Origin of the sequence: Klenkia sesuvii (assembly GCF_037083825.1) — a bacterium.
GTDB lineage: Bacteria > Actinomycetota > Actinomycetes > Mycobacteriales > Geodermatophilaceae > Klenkia > Klenkia sesuvii.
Genome location: NZ_JBAPLU010000025.1, coordinates 19,278 through 41,130, shown reverse-complemented (window position 1 = coordinate 41,130; position 21,853 = coordinate 19,278). Strand labels below are relative to the sequence as shown.

Here is a 21,853-nt window from a genome sequence, read left to right as displayed (position 1 = left end):
GAGACACCTGTGCCGACCCGCCCGCTGACCCGAGACCGCGGTCAGCTGCCCATCGAGGACCACGGCCTGATCGGGGACGGCGCCACCTGCGCGCTGGTCGCCCGCGACGGCTCGATCCCGTGGCTGTGCCTGCCCGACTTCGACTCCCCGCCCTTCCTGGCCGGCATCCTCGACCACGAGCGCGGCGGTGGGTTCTCGATCGCGCTCACGGGCGTGCAGGGGGCCGACCAGCGCTACCTCGACGACACCGGCGTCCTGCTCACCGAGCTGCACGGCCCCGACGGCGTCGTCGAGATCACCGACTGCCTGACCCTGCGCGCGGGCGCCGACCTCACCGAGCTGGTGCCCGCCGGCCGCTCGGAGCTGCTGCGACTGGCCCGGGTGGTCAGCGGCACCGCCGAGCTGACCGTGCGCCTGCGGCCCCGTGACGACGTCCAGGTGCGCGAGGAGGGCGGCGGCTGGGCGATCTCCTGGCCGGCCCGCCCCGACCTGCGGCTCACCCTGTGGTCCTCGCACCCGCTGGCGGTCCTCGACGACGGGTCGATCGGCGGCACCGCCACCCTGCGGGCCGGTGACCCGCTGACCGTGGCGCTGCACTGGTCGGGCAACACCCGGCTGCAGGACCGGCAGGACCCGGCCGCCCTGGTGCACCAGACCGCCACCGCCTGGCGGTCCTGGGCCGGCCGCATCCGGTACGAGGGCCCGCAGCGCCGGTTGGTGCGCCGGTCGGCGATCACCCTCAAGCTGCTCGACCACGCCGCCACCGGCGCGATCATGGCCGCGGCCACCTCGTCGCTGCCCGAGGACGTCGGCGGGGTGCGCAACTGGGACTACCGCTACACCTGGGTCCGCGACGCCGCGTTCAGCGTGTACGCGCTGCGCCGCATCGGGCTCACCACCGAGGCCGACTCCTTCCTGGCGTGGACCCTCACCAACGCCGAGCGCGACGGTGGCCCGAAGATCATGTACGCCCTGGACGGCGGCCAGCCGCCGGAGGAGTGGGAGGACCCGGCCCTGCGCGGTTGGCGAGGCTCGGCCCCCGTGCGCTGGGGCAACGGCGCCGCCGGGCAGACCCAGCACGACGTGTACGGCGAGCTGATGGACGTCGCCCACCAGTGGACCTCCGACGGCGGTTCGGTCGACCCCCACCTCTGGACGGCGCTCTCGGCCCTCGCCGAGCAGGCCATCGACAGCTGGCGGACCCCCGACCAGGGCATCTGGGAGATCCGCAGCGCAGGTCGACCCTTCACCTACTCGGTGGCGATGTGCCAGGTCGCCGTCGACCGTGCGCTGCGCATCGCCGACCGCTGCGGCCTGGACCACCCCCGCGAGCGCTGGGAGGCCGCCGCGCGCGAGATCCGGGCGGCGGTGCTGGAGCGGTCCTGGGACGAGGGGCGCGGTTCGTTCACCGAGCACATGGCCGCGGAGGGGGAGCCCAACCGCGGCGGGCTCGACGGGTCGCTGCTGGCCCTGCCGCTCCGCGGGGTGGTGCCCTTCGACGACCCCCGCATGGTCGCCACGGTCGAGCGGGTGCGCGAGCACCTCGACGCCGGTGACGGCCTGCTGTACCGCTACCTGCACAGCGAGTCCGACGACGGCCTGCCCGGCGACGAGGGCGCATTCCTGCTGTGCAGCTTCTGGCTGGTGGACAACCTCACCGGGCAGGGCCGCCTCGACGAGGCCGAGGCGCTGTACGACTCGCTGTGCGCCCGGGCCACCCCGCTCGGCCTGCTCAGCGAGGAGATCGACCCCCGGGACGGCTCGTTCCTGGGCAACTTCCCGCAGGCGTTCAGCCACCTCGGCGTCATCGCGTCGGGGTGGAAGCTGGCGCAGGCCCGACGCGCAGAAGCAGGCCGCCCGTGAAGCGTTCGTTCGTCGTCCTCGGTGGCTCCGGCGACCTCACCGGGCGGCTGCTGCTGCCCTCCCTCGCCGAGCTGTACGAGCGGGGGGTCCTCGACGGCGACGTCGAGGTGCTCGCGGTCAGCCAGCGGGACTGGGACGACGATGCCTACCGGGACTGGGCGCGGCAGCGGCTGACCGCGCACGCCGCCGACCTCGCCGAGGACGCCCGCGAGCGGGTGGTCGCCCAGCTGGGCCACCAGCCCGGCGACGTCACCGAGCCCGCGGACCTGCGGACGGCGCTGGCGCGGGTGGACGGCGTCCCGGTGGTCTACCTGGCGCTGCCCAACACCGTCTTCCTGCCCGCGCTCACCGCGCTGCGCGAGGTCGGCCTGCCCGCGGGCGCGCGGGTGGTGGTGGAGAAGCCCTTCGGCACGGGGATCGAGGACGCCCGCGAGCTCAACGAGGTGCTGCACGACCTGGTGCCGGAGGAGGGCGTCTTCCGGATCGACCACTTCCTGGCCAAGCAGACCGTGCTCAACGTCCTGGGGTTGCGCTTCGCCAACCGGATCTTCGAGCCGGTGTGGAACGCCCAGCACGTCGACGGGGTGGACATCGTGTTCGACGAGGACCTCGGGCTGGAGGGCCGGGCCGGCTACTACGACACCGCGGGCGCCCTGCGCGACATGCTGCAGAACCACCTGCTGCAGCTGCTGGCCGTCGTCGCGATGGAGCCGCCTCAGGCCCTGGACGCCGCGACCCTGCAGGCCCGCAAGGCCGACGTGCTGCGGGCGGTGCGCTCCCACCCCGGGCGCAGCGTGCGCGGCCGGTACACCGCCGGGCGGATCGGCGACCGCGAGCTGCCGGCCTACGCCGACGAGGACGGCGTCGACCCGTCCCGGGGGACCGAGACCTACGCCGAGTTCACCGTGACGGTGGAGAACTGGCGCTGGAGCGGGGTGCCGTTCCGGCTGCGCACCGGCAAGGCGCTGGGCACCCGGCGTAAGGAGATCGTGGTGCGGTTCAAGCCCGTGCCGCACCTGGCGTTCGCCGACGAGCAGCCCGAGCCCGACGTCCTGCGGCTGCAGCTGTCCCCGGACGGCATCGCGCTGGGCATCAACCTCAACGGCGCCGGTGAACCTTTCGAACTCGAGCGCGAGGTGCTGCGGGCCACCTCGCCGCCGCAGGACCTGCCCGCCTACGGCCTGCTGCTGCGCGAGATGCTGGCCGGCGACCCGACGCTGTCGATCTCCGACGTCGAGGCCGAGGAGGGCTGGCGCATCGTGCAGCCGGTGCTCGACGCCTGGGCTGCCGACGAGGTGCCGCTGGCCGAGTACGCGGCCGGCTCGGACGGGCCGGCATGAGCCCGTACGTGTCCGGTGAGCGCAACGTGCTGGGCGGTCCCCTGGAGGAGTGCGGCCACGACCCGGTCACCGGGTTCTACCGCGACGGCCACTGCTGCACCGGCAGCGAGGACATCGGCAGCCACACCGTGTGCACGGTGGTGTCCGCGGAGTTCCTCGCCCTGCAGGCCGGGCTGGGCAACGACCTCACCACGCCCCGCCCCGAGTTCGGGTTCGCCGGGCTGAACCCTGGAGACCGCTGGTGCGTGGTCGCCGTCCGCTGGCGGCAGGCCTTCGAGGCCGGCGCCCCGGCCGGGGTGGTGCTCGCGGCCACCAACGTCAAGGCGTTGGAGGTGGTGCCGCTGGAGATGCTGCGCGCGCAGGCCGTCGACGTGCCCGACGACCTGTCGGGGTGGGGGGAGTCCCCGCCCGCCTGAGGACGTGGGCGACCCGGGTCGGGATGGTTGCGCACGACCCTCCCGGGGCATCTCCGCCTCGACCGGCTCCAGACCAGGGGCCACCGAGCACGGAGGAACCGCATGATCCCCGCTGGCAACATCCGCGACTGGCGCGGCGAGAACGTCGTCGACCCCGAGGGCCACAAGATCGGCACCCTCGAGTCGATCTACGTCGACGTCGTCAACGACGAACCCTCGTTCATCGGGGTCGAGGTCGGCGGGCTCATCGGCGGGAAGTCGATCGTGTTCGTCCCGCTCCAGGACGCCACGGTCGGCCCGCGCGAGGTGCGGGTCAACTACGGCCGCGACCTGGCGAAGGCCGCGCCGAGCATCGACACCGACGGCGAGCTGACCGCCGCCGACGAGCCGAAGGTCTTCGCGCACTACCAGATGCCCTACTCCACCGGCGCCAACGGCGAGCGCCAGCTCGCCCGCCGCTGAGCACCAACCCCCTCGACGATCACGGACCTGTGCGCGGGACACGCCGCGACCGGGTGACCGGGGGTCCGTGATCGTCGTGATCTGGGGGGTCAGCTCTCCAGGGCTGACGGGTCCAGCCACGCCGCTTCCCAGACGTTGCCGCTGGGGTCGGTGAAGCTCGTGCCGTACATGAAGCCGTGGTCCACCGGCTCGCCGAACTGCCGGCCACCGTGCGCGACGGCCTTGGCGAGCAGGTCATCGCACTCCTCGCGACTGGCGGCCGAGAACGCGTTCATCACCGACACCTGCTGCTCGGGGTCCCCGGCCGTGGCGCCCGCAGGCAGGAACCCGGCGAACTTCTCCCGGGTCATGACCATCGCCACGATGTTCTCGGCCAGCGCGAACGACGCGGTGCTGTCGTCGGAGAACCTCAGGTCCTGCTCGAGGCCCAGCCCCGCGTAGAAGGCCGTGGCCGCGTCGATGTCGGACACCGGCAGGTTGACGAAGATCGTGCGCACGGCAGCTCCCTCGGGTCATCGGGCCGGCCCTTCCGGCCCCGTCCCCCCTCTGACCGCGGGCCGCCCCGGAAGTCATCGGCGCCGCGCCCTGTCCCGGCGTCGACAGCGGCGGCGGCACGCCGGCGGGCGTACCCGGGCGCGCAGCCCCATGGCTGCGCGCCGGCGGGGGTACCCGGGCGCGCAGCCCCATGGCTGCGCGCCCACGCGGGGCACCCGGGAAGGTGACCCGTCTGAGCGCGCAGCTGCTCCGGCACTGCGCTCCCCGACGTGAGCCGGCGACGCCGCCGGCCGCCTGGGCGCGCACCTGCGGGCCGGTACGCCGGTGCGCGGCCGGACCCGAGCGCGGGATCCGGTGATGCGGTCGCCCAGCGTCAGGCGATCCGCACGAGCTTCTTGTTCACGAACTCCTCGGCGGCCAGCAGGCCCATCTCGCGGGAGGTGCCGCTGCGCTTGATGCCGCCGAAGGGCAGCTCCGGGGAGTCGGCGAGCACCAGGTTGACGTAGACCATGCCGGCCTCGATGCGGTTGGCCACCCGCTCGCCCTGCTCGGGGTCGGTGGTGAACACGTACGAGCCCAGCCCGAACCCGGTGTCGTTGGCCAGCTCCACGGCGGCGTCCTCGTCGGGCACCGAGTAGACGACCGCGACCGGACCGAAGAACTCCTCGCCGTAGGCCGGGTTGTCCGCGGTGACGTCGGTGAGGACGGTGGGCTCGAAGAACGCGCCCTCCCGCTTCCCGCCGGCGACCAGGGTGGCCCCGGCCGCCACCGCGCGCTGCACCTGCTGCTCGAGCACCTCGGCGGCCCGCAGCGAGGACAGCGGCCCGAGCTCGGTGTCGGCCTGGGTGGGGTCGGCCGGCCGGATGGCGGTCATCTTCTCGACGACACCGGCGAGGAAGTCCTGGTACAGGTCGGCGTGCACGACGAACCGCTTGGCCGCGTTGCAGGACTGGCCGCTGTTGTCCATCCGCGCCTCGACCGCGGCGGAGACCGCGCCGTCGAGGTCGTCGGTGGACAGCAGGAGGAACGGGTCGGACCCGCCCAGCTCCAGGGCCACCTTCTTCAGGTGCTTGCCGGCGACCTCGGCCACCGCGGTGCCGGCCCGCTCGGAACCGGTGAGCGAGACGCCCTGCACCCGTGGGTCGCCGATGATCGCCGCCGCCTGGTCGTTGCTGGCGTAGACGTTGACGTAGGCCCCCTCCGGGAACCCGGCGTCGAGGAACACCTGCTCGATGGCGGCCGCGGACTCGGGGCACTGCGGGGCGTGCTTGAGGATGATCGTGTTGCCGACCACCAGGTTGGGTCCGGCGAAGCGGGCCACCTGGTAGTAGGGGAAGTTCCACGGCATGACGCCCAGCAGCGGGCCCAGCGAGGCCCGCCGGATGACCGCGGTGCCCTGCGAGCCCTCGACCAGGTCGATCGGCTGGTCGGCGGTGATCCGCTCGGCGTTGTCGGCGTAGTACTCGTAGATGTCGGCGGCGAAGTCGACCTCGCCCTCGGCGGCGGTGATGGTCTTGCCCATCTCGCGCACGATGAGGGCAGCCAGCTCGGCCTTGCGCTCGCGGTGCAGCTGGGCGACCCGGCGCACCAGCTCCCCCCGCTCGGTCGCCGACGAGCTGCGCGACCAGCCCCGGTGGGCGGCCGTGGCCGCGGTGATCGCCGCCTCGACCTGCTCGTCGGTGGCGGTGGGGTAGCTGGCCACGGTCTCGCCGGTGGCGGGGTCGACGACGGCGTACTCGGTCATGCTGGGGGCTCCCATCGGCGGACGACACGTGCTCGCGCTGCGATCATGCCTGGCGGACGACGGAAGGGCCACGCGTCTCGACGTCGTCGTCGGCAACGGATAACGTCGCCGTAGCACATCGAATCGACGGTTTCCGTCGTGGACGAGGGGGGACGATGGCCCGCTACGGCCCGCAGTTCGGCCCGGACATCACCTACCTGGGCGTCGACCGCTGCGACCACACCGACCCCGCGTCCATGGCCGGTGCCGACGTGGTGGTCCTGGGCGCACCCTTCGACGGCGGGACGTCGCACCGGCCGGGCACGCGGTTCGGGCCGCAGGCGATCCGGATGACCGACTACCTGCCGCACGACGGCTCCCGGCCCTCGCTGGCGCTGCGCACCGACGGCCTGCGCGACCTGCGGGTGCTCGACGCCGGCGACGTCGAGATGTACTCCGGCGACATCGAGACCGCGCTGCCGGCGCTGCGCGCGGCGGTGGCCGACGTCGTCCGGGCCGGGGCGATCCCGGTCGTCCTGGGCGGCGACCACTCCATCGCGTTCCCCGACGCCGGCGGGGTGGCCGACGTCCTGGGCCACGGCCGGGTGTCGATGATCCACTTCGACGCGCACGCCGACACCGGCGACATCGAGTTCGGCTCCCTGTGGGGCCACGGCCAGCCGATGCGCCGGCTGATCGAGAGCGGCGCGCTGCGCGGCGACCGGTTCCTGCAGATCGGGCTGCGCGGTTACTGGCCGCCGCCGGAGACGCTGGACTGGATGGCCGCCCAGCGCATGCGCTCCTACGAGATGACCGAGATCGGCCACCGCGGGCTGCAGACCTGCCTCACCGAGGCGTTCGCGATCGCCACCGACGAGTGCGACGGCGTCTTCCTCTCCGTCGACATCGACGTGTGCGACCCCGGGCACGCACCGGGCACCGGCACACCCGAACCGGGCGGCCTCACCGCCCGCGAGCTGCTGGACTCGGTGCGCCGCATCTGCCTGGAGCTGCCGGTGGTGGGCATCGACGTCGTCGAGGTCTCCCCGCCCTACGACCACGCCGACATCACCGCCGCCCTGGCCAACCGCGTCGTGCTCGAGGCGCTGTCCGCCATCGCGCGCAAGCGCTCCGGCGTCCCCTTCGACCCCTCGCTCCCCCTGCTCGCAGATCGGAACCTGCCGTGACCGCACACCCGCTCGACCCGCTGTCCGCCGACGAGTTCCGGGCCGCCGCGGCGATCCTGCGCCGGGAGAAGGGGGTCGGTGGCGGCTGGCGGTTCGCCTGCATCGAGCTGCGCGAGCCGGCCAAGGACGTCGTCCGCACCTGGACGGCGGGCGACCCGCTGCCCCGCGAAGCCCGGGTCACCTGCTTCGACCGCGCGACGAACTCCGCCTACAAGGCCGTGGTCTCGCTGACCGACGACACGGTCCTGGAGTGGACGGCGGTGCCCGGCGAGCAGCCGAACATGACCGTCGACGAGTGGCACGAGGCGCACGTCGAGCTGATCAAGAACCCCCAGGTCGTCGCTTCGCTGGCCGAGCGCGGCATCACCGACCTCGACCTCGTGCTCATCGACACGTGGGCGTACGGGCACTCGCTCATCCCCGAGCAGTTCCTGGGCCGCCGGGTGGGCTGGACCGACGTCTGGGTGCGCGAGACGCCGAACGGCAACCCCTACGCCCACCCGGTCAACGGTCTGCACCACGTGGTCGACCTGAACACGATGGAGCTGCTGGACATCGAGGACACGTTCCGGGTCGAGGCACCGACCGGCGCGATGGGCGAGTACGTGCCGTCGCTGGTGCCCGGGCTGGTCGAGCGCACCGACGTGAAGCCCTTCGAGCTCACCCAGCCCGAGGGCGTCTCGCTGTCGATGGAGGGCAACGAGCTGCGCTGGCTGGACTGGTCGATGCGCATCGGCTTCAACCACCGCGAGGGCCTGGTGCTGCACCGGGTGTCGATCGACGGCCGGTCGGTGGCGCACCGCATGAGCTTCGCCGAGATGGTGGTGCCCTACCGCGACCCCGGCGAGGACCACCACCGCCGCACCGCCTTCGACATCGGGGAGTGGGGCCTGGGCTTCATGACCACCTCGCTGGAGCTGGGCTGCGACTGCCTCGGCGAGATCACCTACCTCGACGCCGTGCTGCACGACAGCCACGGCGAGCCGTACACGATCACCAACGCCGTGTGCATCCACGAGGAGGACGACGGCGTGCTCTGGAAGCACGTCGACGAGCACGCCGGCGCCGAGGTGCGGCGCTCGCGGCGGCTGGTGGTCAGCTTCCACGCCACCGTGGCCAACTACGAGTACCTGGTCTACTGGCGCTTCTACCCCGACGGCCAGATCGAGTGCGAGGTCCGGGCCACCGGCATCATGGTGACCTCGGCGTTCGAGGACACCCCGCCCGAGCACGGCACCGTCGTCGACGACCACACCTACGCCCCCACCCACCAGCACTTCATCGTGGCACGGCTGGACATGGAGGTCGACACCCCCGACAACACCGTGGTCCAGTCGCACACCGAGGTGCCGCCGATCGGCCCGGGCAACCCCTACGGCGTGGCGCTGACCCCGCGGAAGCAGCCGATCACCACCGAGGGCGGCTTCGACCTCGACTGGGCCTCCCAGCGCGGGTTCTCGGTCACCTCGGCGTCGCGGCGCAACGCCTGGGGCGCGCCGACCGCCTACAAGCTGGTGCCCACCGCGGCGATCCCCGCGCTGGCCGGGCCCGAGTCGCCGCTCATGCAGCGGGCCGGGGTGGTCGCCCACCCGGTGTGGGTCAGCCCCTTCGACCCGGAGGAGCGCTGGCCCTCGGGCGAGTTCTGCAACCAGAGCTCGCGGGACGCCGGCCTACCGGAGTGGACGAAGGCCGGGCGCTCGGTGGAGGCCACCGACGTGGTGCTCTGGCACGTGTTCGGCATCCACCACGTGCCGCGGGTCGAGGACTGGCCGGTCATGCCGGTGGACGTCGTCCGCTTCGAGCTCAAGCCGACCGGCTTCTTCGACCGCAACCCCACCCTGAGCATGCCGCCGTCCGCGTCGGGCAAGCCGCACTGCCACTGACGAAGACCCCGGCACCCCGCACCTCCCGCACCCCCCCCCCCCCACCCCCCCCGCACCCCCCCCGCTGCATGTGACATCCAGCGGGGTCCGGCCACCTGGTCACCCCTGGATGTGACATCCAGCGGGGTGGGGGTGGGGGTGGGGTGGGGCGCGGTGTGGGGTCAGGCGACCGGGTAGCGGACGACGGAGCCGGGGCCGTCGAGGCGGGCCAGGGTGAGGCCGAGGGTGGCCAGCCGCAGGACGTCGTCGGGACGGCGGTCGCGGGTCACCGGGAACACGCCCGCGGACGCCGACCGGCCGACCGCGGCGACCAAGCGGCCGGCCGAGGCCACGAGGTCGCCCTCCACCACGGCGGCGAACTCGGCCGGCCCGCTGCGGGCCAGCCAGTCCCCCGGCCGCAGGGCGCGGGTGAGCCCGGCGCAGGCGTCCACCAGGACGCCGGCGCCGACCGGCTCGGCGTCGACCGGGAGGCCCACCACGACCAGGCCGGACGTCGGTGCGGTGCCCGCGGCGGGGCGACGGAGCGCGAGCACGTCCAGCAACGCGACCCGGGTGGGCAGCAACGTGGTGGCGTCGAGGTCGAGCAAGGTGGTCACCCCCGCCTCGTCGGCCGCCGGGACCACGCCCTGCAGCCCGTTCACCCCATCGGGGCAGGTCATGGCGGGGAGGCGGGGCCGCGTCGTGGGGTCCTGGTCAGTACACCTAGCCGCCGCCCATCGGCAGTCGCGGGCCCGACCGGTACCGGATCGGGTCGCCAGATACCGAGTCGATCATGGGCAAGTCGTCACCGCGAGCCGGACGATCGAGTTCTTGATACCCGCCTACGGTCCGCAGGTGCTCATCTCCCGCCGCCTGCGCCTGGCCGCACTGCTCGTGGCCGCCGTGCCCCTGCTCGCCGTGCCCCTGCTCGCCGTCCCCGCTCCCGCCTCCGCCGCCGGGGAGGTGGCCGGCGGCTCCTTCGCCTCCCCCGTGCCCATCCCGAACGCCGTCCCCGGCAGCTTCACCGCCACCAACGTCGGCGTGTCCAGCACCGGCTCCCGCGACGAGGCCAGCCACCCGTACTGGGACAACGTCACCTGGTACAGCTACACCCCGGCCGCCACGGGCGTCGTCTCCATCCGGGCCACCTCGATCGACCCCTCCGGCTGGGACAACACGCTCGAGGTGTGGACGACGGGCGGCACCCTGGTCGAGGAGCAGGACGACCGCTACGACCTCGACGCCCTCGTGAACCCCACCCTGACCGGGGGCACGACCTACCTCATCGGGCTGGGCGGGTACCGGCCGGTGCACACCGGCAGCGCCACCCTCAGCTTCGCCAACCAGGTGCCCGACGCCCCGACCGGGCTCACGGCCACCATCGGCAACGCCTCGGCGTCCCTGTCCTGGACGGCCCCGGCCGACCACGGCAGCCCCATCAGCTCCTACACCGTCGAGTGCCAGCGCGACGGCGGCAGCTGGAGCCCCTGCCGCACGGTCACCGGCACCCCGCCGAGCAGCTCCGCCACGGTGACGGGTCTGGTCAACGGCAGCTCCTACCGCTTCCGGGTGCTGGCCACCAACTTCATCGGCGCCTCCGCGCCGTCGGCCGAGGTGCCCGCCGGGGGCACGACCGGCGTCGTGCCGACCGCCCCCAGCACCACCACCGCGACGGCACCCGCCACCGCCGTCCGGTTCGACGACGTGACCGTCGGGGTCACGGTCGCGGCCGGCGGCACCGCGGTCGCCGGGGGCACGGTCACCGTCAGCGACGGCGGCACCGTGCTCGGCACCGGCACGATCAGCGGCACCACCGCCTCGGTCGTCGTCCGTCCGCAGGTCGGCACGCGCACGCTCACCGTCGCCTTCGGCGGCACCACCGGGACCCAGGCCAGCAGCACGACCGTGCCGGTGACGGTCACCGGGGCCCCGCAGACGATCGCCTTCACCCAACCCGGCCCGGCCTCGGCGGGCACCGCGCAGGAGCTGCGGGCCACCTCGTCGGCGGGCCTGCGGGTGGCGTTCACCGCCACCGGCCCGTGCTCGGTCTCCGGCACCCGGGTCAGCTCGACGGCCACCGGCACCTGCACCGTCACCGCGTCGGTCGACGGCGACGCCGACCACCTCGCAGCCGCCCCGGTCGACCGCAGCTTCGACGTGGTCGCCCCGCTGGACCTCACGCTGCGCGTGGACACCCCGCTCTCCGGCGTCGCGGCCGGCGCACCGGTCGTCGTCCGCGGGGTGGGCCTGCTCCCCGGGTCCACCGTGACCCTGGAGCTGCACAGCACGCCGCGCCGGCTGGCCACCGCCACCGTCGGCCCCGACGGCACCGTCTCGGTGCCGGCGACCCTGCCCCAGGACGTCGAGGCCGGCGACCACCAGCTGATCCTGCTCGGCACCGCGCCGGACGGGTCGGCGGTCCGCACCACGCTGGCCCTGAGCGTCGACGCCGACGGCCGGCTGGTCCGGATCGGCGACGACCGTGCTCCTGCTGCACTGGCGACCACCGGCTCGCCGGTCGGCGCGGCAGCCGGCGGGGCGGCCCTGCTGCTCGCGCTCGGCGGCGGCCTGCTGCTGGCCGGCCGGAGGCGCAGCACCACCCGCTGACCGAGCACGCCCGACGGCCCCGTCCCCCTCGCGTGGGGGGCGGGGCCGTCGGCGTCAGGCCGGGGGCGGGACGGGGCGGAACGCCCCGGTGGCCGGGCCGGGCCAGAGACCCTCGAGCACCTCGACCGTCTCGTCGCGGGCGCCGGAGGCGGCCCCCACGGTGCGGAACCGGGTGGGCGGGATGCCGTCGACCATGTCGTCGAGGACGTCGGCGACCACCACGGTGACGTTGTCGGTGGCGGGGGCGGCGAGGGCGGCGCCGAGGAGGGTGGCCGCGGCCTGGTCGGCGTTCTCGGCGGTGGCCAGCAGCTCGGCGAGCGTCTGCGGCGCGAGCGCACCGGAGAGCCCGTCGGAACAGACGAGCAGGCGGTCGCCGGGCGCGACGTCGACCGACAAGACCTCCAGGCCCTCGACGTCGTCGGTGCCGCCGTGCAGCGCGGCGTAGACCGCGGAGCGCTGGGGGTGCACCAGCGCCTCCTCCTCGGTGATCGACCCCGCGTCGATGAGGGCCTGCACGAGGGTGTGGTCGCGGGTCAGCTGCACCAGCTCCGGCGCCCGCCAGCGGTAGGCCCGGGAGTCACCGATGTGGACGAGGACGGCGGCGTCGGCCTGCACCCCGATGCCGCACAGCGTCGTGGCCATCCCCTCCAGGCGGGGCCGGTGGCCGACGGCGGTGCGGATGCGCTCGTTGGCCGCCGAGACCAGCGCGGCCAGGCCGCCGTCGGCCTGGCCGGGGTCCAGGCCGCGGCCGAGGGGGGCCAGCCAGCTGATGACCAGGGACGAGGCGACCGCGCCGCCCACGTTGCCGCCCACCCCGTCGGCCACCGCGACCAGCGACGGGGAGACCAGCCCGGAGTCCTGGTTGTCCGGGCGCGGACCGGTGTGCGACCGGGCAGCAGCCAGCAAGGACAGCGCCACACCCACCCCCGTCCGTGATCACCCTGCTCGTCGGGGCCAGTAGACCAGCCGGGGAGCGGCCCCGCCCGGGAGAGCACCCCCTCGGGGGTGGTGGCGCGGTGGTCAGGGGGCGGGGCTGAGCACCCAGAGCACCTCAGCCGGTGCGGTGCCGGGGGTGATGACCTGCGGTTCGCGCTGGCCACCCGGGGTGAGCAAGGTCTCGTGCACCTGCTGCCCGCCGAGCTGACCGCGGTGGCCGCCTCGCACACCGCCTACGAGCTGCTGAGCGTCCTGGCCCTCAACCGCGCCTGATCTCCCTCGCGCCGGGCCCGCCGGGGTGGCCGGACATCCCTGACGGTGGCCGCCCGTTCCATCAGCTGGCAACCGTAGGAGATGTCCGGCCACCTCACCGGCCGGGGCCGAGCGCCACCCGGGGCTCCACCACCGGCCCGAGGCGGCGCTGCGGCACGAGGTCCAGACCCACGCCGCGGGCGGCGAGCTGGGCGGCGCCGGTGGCCGAGGCGCTGCGCACCCGCACGTGCTGCACCGGACGGCCCAGGGCGTCGGCGAGCAGCTGCTGCACGGCCGGGGTGCGGACGCCTCCCCCGGTGAGCACCACCGGGGCGTCACCGGCCGGGTCCAGCAGGTCGGCGCCGGCCGCCACCGCGTCCGCGACCCCCTCCAGGGCGGCCCGCCCCAGGTCGGCGCGGGTGGTGCCGGCGTGCAGCCCGGTCCAGGCGGCGCGGTCGTCGGGTCCCGCGACGCCGCCGCGCTCACCGGTGAGCCACGGCGTGAACCGCACGCCCCCGGCGTCCGGGCCGTCGAGCGTCGCGACGAGCTGGTCCCACCCGAACCCGAGCACGCGGCGCACCCAGTCCCAGGCCAGGCCGCCGTTCTGCAGCGCGGCCATGGCGTACCAGCCGTCGGCGGCGTCGGCGTAGAGGTGCGTGACCGGGTCGAGCGCGGGGCCCGGGACGGCGGCCGGTCGCAGCAGCTGGGCGCCGGTGCCGAGGTTGACCTGCAGGCCCGCCGTCGTCCCGGTCGCCAGCAGCGCCAACGGGGTGTCGGCGCCGCCCACGACCACGGGCACCTCGCCGAGGGCGCCGAGCACCGCCGTCCCCACGACCTGGTGCGCCGGCAGCACCCGGGGCACCGCCGCCCCGGCGAGCGCGACGGCCGGCGCGGACCAGTCGTCGGCCGGGACGTCCCACAGCAGGGTGGCCGAGGCGTCGCTGCGGTCGGTGACCAGCGGGTCGGCATCGGGCACGAGGGTCGCCCGCAGGGCGTCCTTGGGCAGCAGGACCCCCGCGGCGCGGGCCACCAGCTCGGGCTCGTGCTCGGCGAGCCAGGCGGTCAGCGGCCCGGTCATGCCCGGCACGAGCGGGTTGGCCAGCGCGGCCCGGTCGTCGTCGGGCAGGCTCCGCCACCGCTCGACCTGGGCCGTCGCGCGCTGGTCGGGCCACAGCAGGGCCGGGGACAGCGCGGCGCCCGAGGCGTCGACGAGCACCGCGCCGTGCATCTGGCCCGAGATCCCCAGCCCGCGGACGGCGTGCCCGGCGAGGTCGAGGTGGTCCAGCGCCTCCCCCAGGGCGGACCGCCACACGGCGACCGGTGTCTGCGCCCAGCCCGGCTGCGGGGTCTCCAGCGGGTAGCCGACCTCCGCCTCGGCGACGACCGCGCCGTCGGTGTCGAGCGCGGCCAGCTTGAGCCCGCTGGTGCCCAGGTCGGCGCCGAGGAGGAGGTCGGCCATCAGCCCGCGACGCCACCCACCAGCGCACCGATGCCGAAGGTGACCGCCATCGCCAGCGCCCCGCCGACGACCAGCCGGACGACGGCGACGCCGACCCTGGACCCACCCAGCCGCGCGCTGACCGCGCCGGTGAGGGCCAGCGCCAGCAGCACGACCACGAACGTGACCGGCACCCGGACGGCGGTCGGCGCGAGCAGGATGGCGGCCAGCGGGAGCAGCGAGCCGAGCGTGAAGGCCAGTGCCGAGGCGCCCGCCGCGTGCCAGGGGTTGGTCAGCTCCTCGGGGTCGATGCCCAGCTCGGCCTCGACGTGGGCGGCCAGCGCGTCGTGGTCGGTGAGCTCCTCGGCCACCCGGCGGGCGGTGGCCGGGGAGAGCCCCTTGGACTCGTAGATGGCGGCCAGCTCGGCGAGCTCCTGCTCGGGCATCTCGGCCAGCTCGCGCTTCTCCTTGCGCACCAGCGCCTGCTCGCTGTCGCGCTGGCTGCTCACCGACACGTACTCGCCCAGGGCCATCGACACCGCACCGGCGACCAGGCCGGCGACCCCGGCGGTGAGCACCGGGCCGTCGGCGGTGGTGGCCCCGGCGACGCCGACGACCAGTCCGGCGGTGGAGACGATGCCGTCGTTGGCGCCCAGCACCCCGGCGCGCAGCCAGTTCAGCCGTGAGCTCAGGGCGCCGGCGTGCGGCTCGCCCTCGTGGGTGGGTGCTTCCTGCGTGGTCACGCCGCGAAGCTAGGTCGTGCCCGCCCGCCCCGCCACGAAGGCGAGCCTGCGCTCAGCGATGATCAGGGGGTCAGCCCTCGTCGCCGCCGCGGTCGTCGGTGGGGGCATGGGCGGCGGTGTCGGACCAGGTGGCCTCGGCGCCGGAGTGCCCGATCCGCACGACCTGCTGGGTGACCCCGACGACGGCGACGACGGCGAGCACCGCAGCCGCGACGCCCAGCGCCTTCGAGGTCGCGGGCCGGCGGCCCAGCAGGTGGACGACGACGGCCATCACGAACAGGCCGATCATCCAGGGCAGCAGCCCGTCGGCCAGGTGCGCGTGCTCCTCGATCAGCTCGCTGCGGCCGACCATGCGCTCGAGGTTCTCCCCGCTCTCGGTCGACAGCGGGGTGAGCACCAGGCCGACGAGGGCCACGAGCGGGGTGACGATGCCCAGCCGCGCGCGGGCGGCGGGCCAGAGGGCATGCAGCAGCACGAGCAGGGCACCCAGCGGGACCAGCACCACGGTGGCGTGCACGATCAGCGGGTGGGCGGGCAGACCGAAGACGGTCTCGGGCACGGGGTCCTCCTGGCGCAGTGACGGGGTGTGCACATGCACCCATGCCACCGTGTGCGCAGGCTGTGCCTCAGCCCTCCGGGCGCCGTGTGCCCCAGGCGTAGGTCTGCTTGGCCAGGCCCAGGTAGACGAAGGTCTCGGTGGACTCGACGCCGTCGACGCCCCGGATGCGGCTCACGGTGTCCAGCAGCTGCTCGTCGTCGGCGCAGACCACCTCGACCAGCAGGTCGAGCGAGCCGGCCGAGACGACCACGTAGTCGACCTCGTCGAAGGCGGCCACGGCGTCGGCGACGACCCGGCTGTCCCCGCGCACCCGCACCCCGACCATGGCCTGCCGCGGGAAGCCGACCTGGCGGGGGTCGGTGACGGCGACGATCTGCATGATGCCGGCGTCCTGCAGGCGCTGGACGCGCTGGCGGACGGCGGCCTCGCTGAGCCCGACCGCCTCGGCGATGCGGGCGTAGGGACGCCGTCCGTCCTGCTGCAGCTGCTCGATGATGGCCCGGGAGGTGTCGTCCAGGACCACCGGCTGACGCTCGACCACTGCTTCCCCCCACGGATCCCGTCGTCGACCGGACCCCCGGCCACCGGAACAGTAGTGCGCTCAGTCGACGAGCGAGGCCCGGCGCCGCACGCGCCGCTCGTACCGGTCCAGCTGCCCGCCCAGCGGGCGGCCCAGGTACCGGCCCAGCACGACCCCCGCGGCCAGCGCCAGGCCGATCGCTGCGGCACCGACCAGCTCGGCGGTGCCGCCGGCGACGTCGCCGCCGACCACGACGGCGAACAGCCCGCGGTAGATCGCCAGCCCCGGCAGCAGCGGCACGATGCCGCACACCGCCACGAGCAGCGCCGGCACCCGCAGCCGGCCGCCCAGGGCCTCGCCGCCGAACCCGACGACCGCGGCCGCGGCCGCGCTGGCCACGGCGGGGCCGACACCGACCGCGCCCGCCGCGGCCGTGGTGGCCCAGGACAGCCCGCCCGCCACGACGGCCACGGCCAGTCCGCGCGGCCCGGCGTAGGAGGCCAAGGCCCACGAGCCGCCCATGAGCGCCGCCGCCGTCAGCGCGACGGCGAAGGGGACGGTCACGGTGGCCGGATCGACGACCCGCAGCGGGACCTCGACCCGCCGGGCGACGTCCAGCACCGCGGCGATGCCCACGACGATCCCGGTGGTCAGGGTGATGACCTCGAACGCGCGGGCCGCGGCGGTGACCGGGAACCCGCTGATGGCGTCCTCGGCGGCGCCGACCAGGTAGAGGCCGGCCAGCAGCACGACGATGCCGGCGGCGACCACCAGCGACGCCCGGATGTCCACCCCCGCCGCGACCAGGGCGACCGCGGTCGAGGTGACCACGGCCGCGCCGGCCGCCTGCTGGAAGAACACCGGTAGGCCCCGTCGGTTGAGCGCGCGGATGGTGCGCTCGACCACGGCGGTGGTGACCGCGGCGACCACGGCGACCAGCCAGTTCCCGCCCAGCAGGGCCGCGACGCAGGCGGCGACCCCGGACCACCCCAGGGCGTGCAGGGACCGCCGGTAGGGGTGCGGGGCGGCGAGCACGGCGTCCAGCCGCCGGTGGGCCTCCTCGACGCCGAGGACCCCGTCGGTGACCTCGGTGGCCAGGTCGGTGATGCCCTGCAGCCGGGTGTAGTCCAACCCGCGGGGGCGGACGATGCGCATGAGGGTCAGCGGCGGGACGTCGTCGGGGTCGTAGCCGATGGTCAGCGAGGTGAAGGTCATGTCGACCTGGCAGTCGGTGAGGCCGTAGGCGGCGGCGACCCGCAGCGCGCTGGCGGTGACGTCGGCCGCCGAGGCCCCGACGGCCATCATGGCTTCGCCGATGCGCAGCGCCAGCGACAGCGCCGACCGCGCGGTGGCCTCGTCGACCCCGCCCGGCCCGGCCCGCAGCGCCAGCGGCTCGGTCGGCGGCCCCGAGCCGATCATGGCGCGGCGCGCGCGGTCGGGCAGGCGGGCCCGCCCCTGGACCGGTTCGCGTGACACGGCCCCAGGCTACGGACCTCCGGGGTCAGTTCGTGACCGCGGCCAGCAGCTGCAGCTTGTCGTGCGTCGCGGTCCCCGGCGCGGCGGTGTAGACCAGCAGGGAGTGCCCCTGGAGGGGGTCCTGCAGGGTCTGGCACTGCAGCTCGAGCAGGCCGAGCTCGGGGTGCACGAGACGCTTGCGCTCGCCGGGGTGCACGCCGACCTCGTGCAGCTCCCACAGCCGGCGGAACTCTGCGCTGCGGGCGAGCAGGTCCTCGGCGAGGTGGGCCGCACGGGAGCGGGGGCCGCGCAGGGCGAGCACGTGCCGCAGGCCCGACGTCCACGCGCGGCCGAGCAGGTCGTGGTCGTCGGGGTGGTACGGCGCCCGGGTGGCCGGGTCGGTGAACCACCGGAAGCCCAGGCTGCGCGCGGGGCCGGTGCGCAGGGACGCGTCGCCGAGCAGTGCGACGCCGGGACGGGTCTGCCGCAGGGTCTCCCCCAGCTCGGTGACCACCTTGGCCGGGGTGTCGTCGAGCCGGTCGAGGATGCGCAGCATGCCGGGGCTGAGGTGCTCGCCCACGCCCCCGCCGCGCACGGGAGGGTGGTGGCCGGCGAGCCGGTACAGGTGGTCGCGCTGGTCCAGGGAGAGGTGCAGCGCCTGGGCGACGGCGGCGACCATCGACGCCGAGGGCTGTGGGCCGCGCTGGCGTTCGATGCGGGCGTAGTAGTCGACCGACATGTGGGCCAGGGCGGCGACCTCCTCGCGGCGCAGCCCGGCGGTGCGGCGGCGCTGCCCGCGCGGGAGCCCGACGTCCTCGGGCTGGAGCGACTCGCGGCACCGGCGGAGGAAGTCCGCCAGCCCGCTGCGGTCCATCTCCACGTGCGCTCCCCGGGTCGGTGTCCCCCCGTTCTACCGGGTGCCCGCGACCGCAGGCAGGGCCTGCTGATCCCCGGCTGAGCAGGGCGTGGTGCGCCTGCGCGGCGGCGTCGACGCTGGGTGCACACCACCGATCCCGAGGAGCTCCCCGTGGCCCGCACCCCGATCCAGATCCCCGACCTCACCGGCACCCGCGCCGTCGTCACCGGCGGGAGCGACGGCACCGGCCGGGTGATCGCCACCCGGCTGGCCGCGGCCGGCGCCGAGGTGGTGCTGCCCGTGCGCAACCCGGCCAAGGGCCGGGCCGCCGTCGAGGGCATCCGGGCGCAGGTGCCGGCTGCCGACGTCTCGTTGCGCGAGCTGGACCTGTCGTCACTGGCGTCGGTCGCCGCGCTGGGCGAGGTGCTGCGTGCCGAGGGGACGCCGATCGGCATCCTGGTGAACAACGCCGGCGTGATGACCCCGCCGGAGCGGCAGACCACCGCCGACGGCCACGAGCTGCAGTTCGGCACCAACCACCTCGGCCACGTGGCCCTGGTCGGGCAGCTGCTCCCGCTGCTGCGGGCCGGCAAGGCCCGGGTGGTGTCGCAGATCAGCATCGCGGCGAACCAGGGCGCGGTGCAGTGGGACGACCTGGACTGGACGCAGAGCTACGCCGGCGGGCGCGCCTACAGCTCGTCGAAGATCGCGATGGGGCTGTTCGGTCTGGAGCTCGACCGCCGCAGCCGGGCCCACGGCTGGGGGCTGAGCAGCGCCCTGTCGCACCCGGGCATCGCGCCCACCAACCTGCTGGCCGCTCGTCCCGAGCTGGGCCGCGGTCGCGACACCGTCGGCCGCCGGGTCGTGCGGGCGCTGTCGGCGGTCGGCCTGGTCGGCACGGTGGACAGCGGAGCCCAGCCGGCGTTGCTGGCCGCCACCGCCCCGGACGCCGGCGGGCGCTTCTACGGCCCGTCGGGGCCGGGCCACCTGGCCGGCGGGCCGGCGGAGCAGAAGCTGTACAGCCGGCTGACCAGCACTGCCGACGCCGCCCGCGCCTGGGACGTGTCGGTCGCGATGGCCGGGGTGCCGGCCCTGTCCGGACCGGAGGGTGCGGACCAGCTGAGCTGATCCCCAGGCGTCCTCAGGCCAGGCCGAGGGTGGCCCGGGCCTTGCGGGCGACGGCCTCGTCGAGGAGCTTCCCGTCGGCGCCCACGGCCACCCCCGGCGAGGCGGCCAGCCGGACGAGGACGTCGCGCGCGGCGGCCACCTCCTCGGCGCTGGGCCGGCAGACCCGCTCGACCACCTCGACCTGCGCGGGGTGGATGCAGGCCCTCCCCCGGAACCCCAGTGCCAGCAGCCGCCGGGTCTCGGCCTCGAACGCCACCAGGTCGCGGAACTCCGTCGACACCGCGGCCGGCGGCGGCGCGATGCCCGCTGCCGCGGACGCCAGGACGACGGTCGAGCGGGCCAGCAGCAGCTCGGCGCCGTCCGGGCCGGGGGTGACGCCCAGGTCAGCGGCCAGGTCCACCTCGCCCAGCTGCAGGCAGCGCACCCGCGGCCCGCTGGCCAGTGCGGGGGCGGCCAGCACGCCGGCGGCGCTCTCCACCAGGGGGCTCACGCCCAGGCTGCACGGCGCCCGGCCGGTGGCGGTCTCGGCGGCGAGCAGCTGCTCGTGCACCCGGTCCAGCAGGGCACGCGTGGACGCCTTGGGGAGCACCACACCGGTGAGGCGGGCACCCCGGGCGACCGCGTCGACGTCGTCCCGACCTCGTTCACCGGTGCCGACCCGCACCCAGACCTGCGCGTCGACCGGAGGCCCGGCCAGCCAGTCGACGACGGCGGCGCGGGCGGCGTCCTTGCCGGCCGGGGGGACGGCGTCCTCGAGGTCGAGGACGACGGCTCCCGCACCCGACGCGAGCGCCTTGGCGAAGCGGTCGGGCCGGTCGCCGGGCACGTAGAGCCACGACCGGACGGTCACCCGACGACCGTCGCGCCGCTGACCAGCGACTTGGCGATGACGGTGCGCAGGACGTCGTTGGTGCCCTCGCCGATGGCCATGAGCGGGGCGTCGCGGTAGAGCCGCTCGACCACGAACTCGGTGGAGTAGCCGTAGCCGCCGTGGATGCGCATCGACTCCAGCGAGAGCGACAGCGCGGTCTCGGAGGCGAACACCTTGGCCATGCCCGACTCGGCGTCCACCCGCTTCCCGGCATCGGCCTGGGAGGCGGCCCAGTAGGTGAGCAGTCGGGCGGCCTGCAGCTGGGTGGCCATCTCGGCGAGCTTGAGCGCGATGGCCTGGAACTCGGCGATCGGGTGCCCGAACGCCTCGCGCTCGCCGGCGTACTTCAGCGCTGCGTCGTAGGCGGCCTGCGCGACCCCGACCGAGCGGCCGGCGATGTTCAGCCGGCCGATCTCCAGGCCGGACAGCGCCTGCTTCATGCCCTTGCCCTCGACCCCGCCGAGCAGGTCGGTCACCGGCACGCGGACGTCGACGAGGCTGATCTCGCACGACTCGGTGCCCTTGTAGCCGAGCTTGCCCAGGTCGCGGCTGACCTCGAAGCCCTCGGACGACGTGTCGACCAGCAGCAGCGACATGCCGCGGTGCCGGGGCTCGGCCGCCGGGTCGGTCTTCACGAGCACGGGCAGCACGTCGGCGTGCCGGGCGTTGGTGATCCAGGTCTTGGTGCCGTTGACGACGTAGTGGTCGCCGTCGCGCACCGCGGTGGTGGCGATGCCCTGCAGGTCGGTGCCGGCGCCGGGTTCGGTGAGGCCGACGCCGGTGCGCCACTCGCCAGTGGCGAGCTTGGGCAGGAAGCGGTCCTTCTGCTCCTGGGTGCCGTGCTTGGCGATCATCCAGGCCGAGAGGCCGTGGCTGCCGAGTATGCCGGCGATGCCCATCCAGCCGCGGGCGATCTCCTCGTAGACCAGCGTGAAGCTGACCATGTCCAGGGCCAGGCCGCCGTACTCCTCGGGCGTGGTGAGCCCGAACAGCCCCAGCTGCTTGAGGTGCTCGACGATCTCGGTCGGGTAGCGCCCGGTGCGCTCCCACTCCGACGCCACGGGCACGATCTCGCGGTCGACGAAGCGCCGCAGCGTCTGCTGGAAGTCGCGCTGCTCCTCGTTCAGGGTGAAGTCCACG

The 21,853-nt window shown here is 74.8% G+C and carries 20 protein-coding genes; 8 read left to right on the top strand and 12 right to left on the bottom strand.

Annotated elements, in window-relative coordinates; translation table 11 throughout:
* Positions 1-9 precede the first annotated feature (9 nt).
* The 4 genes from TEK04_RS18675 to TEK04_RS18660 all read left to right on the top strand — a co-directional run bounded on the left by TEK04_RS18675 (position 10) and on the right by TEK04_RS18660 (position 4,081).
* Positions 10-1,863, top strand: a complete 1,854-nt coding sequence (locus TEK04_RS18675; RefSeq protein ID WP_336405865.1) for a glycoside hydrolase family 15 protein — start codon at positions 10-12, stop codon at positions 1,861-1,863.
* Entirely contained in the window at positions 1,860-3,203 is a 1,344-nt protein-coding gene (locus TEK04_RS18670) for a glucose-6-phosphate dehydrogenase (protein WP_336405864.1), read from the top strand. The genes TEK04_RS18675 and TEK04_RS18670 overlap by 4 nt, the downstream gene beginning before the upstream one ends.
* Positions 3,200-3,619, top strand: coding sequence for a DUF2237 family protein (locus TEK04_RS18665; RefSeq protein ID WP_336405863.1), 420 nt, complete (start codon positions 3,200-3,202; stop codon positions 3,617-3,619). Before TEK04_RS18670 ends, TEK04_RS18665 begins: the two co-directional genes overlap by 4 nt.
* Before the next feature lie 102 nt (positions 3,620-3,721).
* Positions 3,722-4,081, top strand: coding sequence for a PRC-barrel domain-containing protein (locus TEK04_RS18660; protein ID WP_336405862.1), 360 nt, complete (start codon positions 3,722-3,724; stop codon positions 4,079-4,081).
* An 89-nt stretch (positions 4,082-4,170) separates the two neighbouring features.
* On the opposite strand, the gene TEK04_RS18655 is transcribed toward TEK04_RS18660, so the two are convergent.
* Both TEK04_RS18655 and TEK04_RS18650 read right to left on the bottom strand, forming a co-directional pair.
* Positions 4,171-4,578, bottom strand: coding sequence for a VOC family protein (locus TEK04_RS18655; RefSeq protein WP_336405861.1), 408 nt, complete (start codon positions 4,576-4,578; stop codon positions 4,171-4,173).
* A gap of 371 nt (positions 4,579-4,949) precedes the next feature.
* A complete protein-coding gene (locus TEK04_RS18650; protein ID WP_336405860.1) occupies positions 4,950-6,320 on the bottom strand; it encodes an NAD-dependent succinate-semialdehyde dehydrogenase in 1,371 nt (456 codons plus the stop codon).
* Between the two features lie 155 nt (positions 6,321-6,475).
* On the opposite strand from TEK04_RS18650, the gene speB reads away from it, so the two are divergent.
* A complete protein-coding gene (speB, locus tag TEK04_RS18645) occupies positions 6,476-7,486 on the top strand; it encodes an agmatinase (RefSeq protein WP_336405859.1) in 1,011 nt (336 codons plus the stop codon).
* Entirely contained in the window at positions 7,483-9,369 is a 1,887-nt protein-coding gene (locus TEK04_RS18640; RefSeq protein ID WP_336405858.1) for a primary-amine oxidase, read from the top strand. The genes speB and TEK04_RS18640 overlap by 4 nt, the downstream gene beginning before the upstream one ends.
* A 161-nt stretch (positions 9,370-9,530) precedes the next feature.
* Here the strand turns inward: TEK04_RS18640 and TEK04_RS18635 are convergent, their stop codons facing one another.
* Complete coding sequence (locus TEK04_RS18635) at positions 9,531-10,028, bottom strand: GGDEF domain-containing protein (protein WP_336405857.1); 498 nt, start codon at positions 10,026-10,028, stop codon at positions 9,531-9,533.
* A gap of 175 nt (positions 10,029-10,203) precedes the next feature.
* On the opposite strand from TEK04_RS18635, the gene TEK04_RS18630 reads away from it, so the two are divergent.
* Positions 10,204-11,955, top strand: a complete 1,752-nt coding sequence (locus tag TEK04_RS18630; protein WP_336405856.1) for a fibronectin type III domain-containing protein — start codon at positions 10,204-10,206, stop codon at positions 11,953-11,955.
* Between the two features lie 54 nt (positions 11,956-12,009).
* Here TEK04_RS18630 and TEK04_RS18625 read toward each other — a convergent pair whose 3' ends face one another.
* From TEK04_RS18625 to TEK04_RS18595, 7 genes are all read right to left on the bottom strand, one after another.
* Positions 12,010-12,873, bottom strand: a complete 864-nt coding sequence (locus tag TEK04_RS18625; protein WP_336405855.1) for a PP2C family protein-serine/threonine phosphatase — start codon at positions 12,871-12,873, stop codon at positions 12,010-12,012.
* A gap of 385 nt (positions 12,874-13,258) precedes the next feature.
* Complete coding sequence (locus tag TEK04_RS18620) at positions 13,259-14,602, bottom strand: FGGY family carbohydrate kinase (RefSeq protein WP_336405854.1); 1,344 nt, start codon at positions 14,600-14,602, stop codon at positions 13,259-13,261.
* Positions 14,602-15,324 (bottom strand): VIT1/CCC1 transporter family protein, encoded by a 723-nt coding sequence (locus TEK04_RS18615; RefSeq protein WP_336405853.1) that lies wholly within the window; start codon positions 15,322-15,324, stop codon positions 14,602-14,604. Before TEK04_RS18615 ends, TEK04_RS18620 begins: the two co-directional genes overlap by 1 nt.
* Positions 15,325-15,394: 70 nt before the next feature.
* Positions 15,395-15,883, bottom strand: a complete 489-nt coding sequence (locus TEK04_RS18610; protein WP_336405852.1) for a DUF2231 domain-containing protein — start codon at positions 15,881-15,883, stop codon at positions 15,395-15,397.
* A 67-nt stretch (positions 15,884-15,950) separates the two neighbouring features.
* Positions 15,951-16,406 carry an Lrp/AsnC family transcriptional regulator gene (locus TEK04_RS18605; protein WP_336405851.1) on the bottom strand — a complete coding sequence of 152 codons (456 nt, stop codon included), beginning with the start codon at positions 16,404-16,406 and terminating at the stop codon, positions 15,951-15,953.
* 78 nt (positions 16,407-16,484) lie between these two features.
* Positions 16,485-17,879, bottom strand: coding sequence for a threonine/serine exporter family protein (locus tag TEK04_RS18600; protein WP_336405850.1), 1,395 nt, complete (start codon positions 17,877-17,879; stop codon positions 16,485-16,487).
* Between the two features lie 25 nt (positions 17,880-17,904).
* Complete coding sequence (locus tag TEK04_RS18595) at positions 17,905-18,732, bottom strand: helix-turn-helix transcriptional regulator (protein ID WP_336405878.1); 828 nt, start codon at positions 18,730-18,732, stop codon at positions 17,905-17,907.
* A 153-nt stretch (positions 18,733-18,885) separates the two neighbouring features.
* Here TEK04_RS18595 and TEK04_RS18590 point away from each other — a divergent pair, with 153 nt between their 5' ends.
* On the top strand, positions 18,886-19,842 hold the full coding sequence (locus TEK04_RS18590; RefSeq protein WP_336405849.1) for an SDR family oxidoreductase: 957 nt from the start codon (positions 18,886-18,888) through the stop codon (positions 19,840-19,842).
* A gap of 13 nt (positions 19,843-19,855) precedes the next feature.
* Here TEK04_RS18590 and TEK04_RS18585 read toward each other — a convergent pair whose 3' ends face one another.
* Positions 19,856-20,692, bottom strand: coding sequence for an HpcH/HpaI aldolase/citrate lyase family protein (locus TEK04_RS18585; RefSeq protein WP_336405848.1), 837 nt, complete (start codon positions 20,690-20,692; stop codon positions 19,856-19,858).
* Positions 20,689-21,852, bottom strand: a complete 1,164-nt coding sequence (locus TEK04_RS18580; protein WP_336405847.1) for an acyl-CoA dehydrogenase family protein — start codon at positions 21,850-21,852, stop codon at positions 20,689-20,691. The genes TEK04_RS18585 and TEK04_RS18580 overlap by 4 nt, the downstream gene beginning before the upstream one ends.
* Position 21,853 lies beyond the last annotated feature (1 nt).

Bases quoted from the DNA above. Each gene is read 5' to 3' on its own strand.
- TEK04_RS18635 (WP_336405857.1), bottom strand. From the start codon at position 10,028: ATGACCTGCCCCGATGGGGTGAACGGGCTGCAGGGCGTGGTCCCGGCG.
- TEK04_RS18650 (WP_336405860.1), bottom strand. From the start codon at position 6,320: ATGACCGAGTACGCCGTCGTCGACCCCGCCACCGGCGAGACCGTGGCC.
- TEK04_RS18665 (WP_336405863.1), top strand. From the start codon at position 3,200: ATGAGCCCGTACGTGTCCGGTGAGCGCAACGTGCTGGGCGGTCCCCTG.
- TEK04_RS18660 (WP_336405862.1), top strand. From the start codon at position 3,722: ATGATCCCCGCTGGCAACATCCGCGACTGGCGCGGCGAGAACGTCGTC.
- TEK04_RS18595 (WP_336405878.1), bottom strand. From the start codon at position 18,732: ATGGACCGCAGCGGGCTGGCGGACTTCCTCCGCCGGTGCCGCGAGTCG.
- speB (WP_336405859.1), top strand. From the start codon at position 6,476: ATGGCCCGCTACGGCCCGCAGTTCGGCCCGGACATCACCTACCTGGGC.
- TEK04_RS18620 (WP_336405854.1), bottom strand. From the start codon at position 14,602: ATGGCCGACCTCCTCCTCGGCGCCGACCTGGGCACCAGCGGGCTCAAG.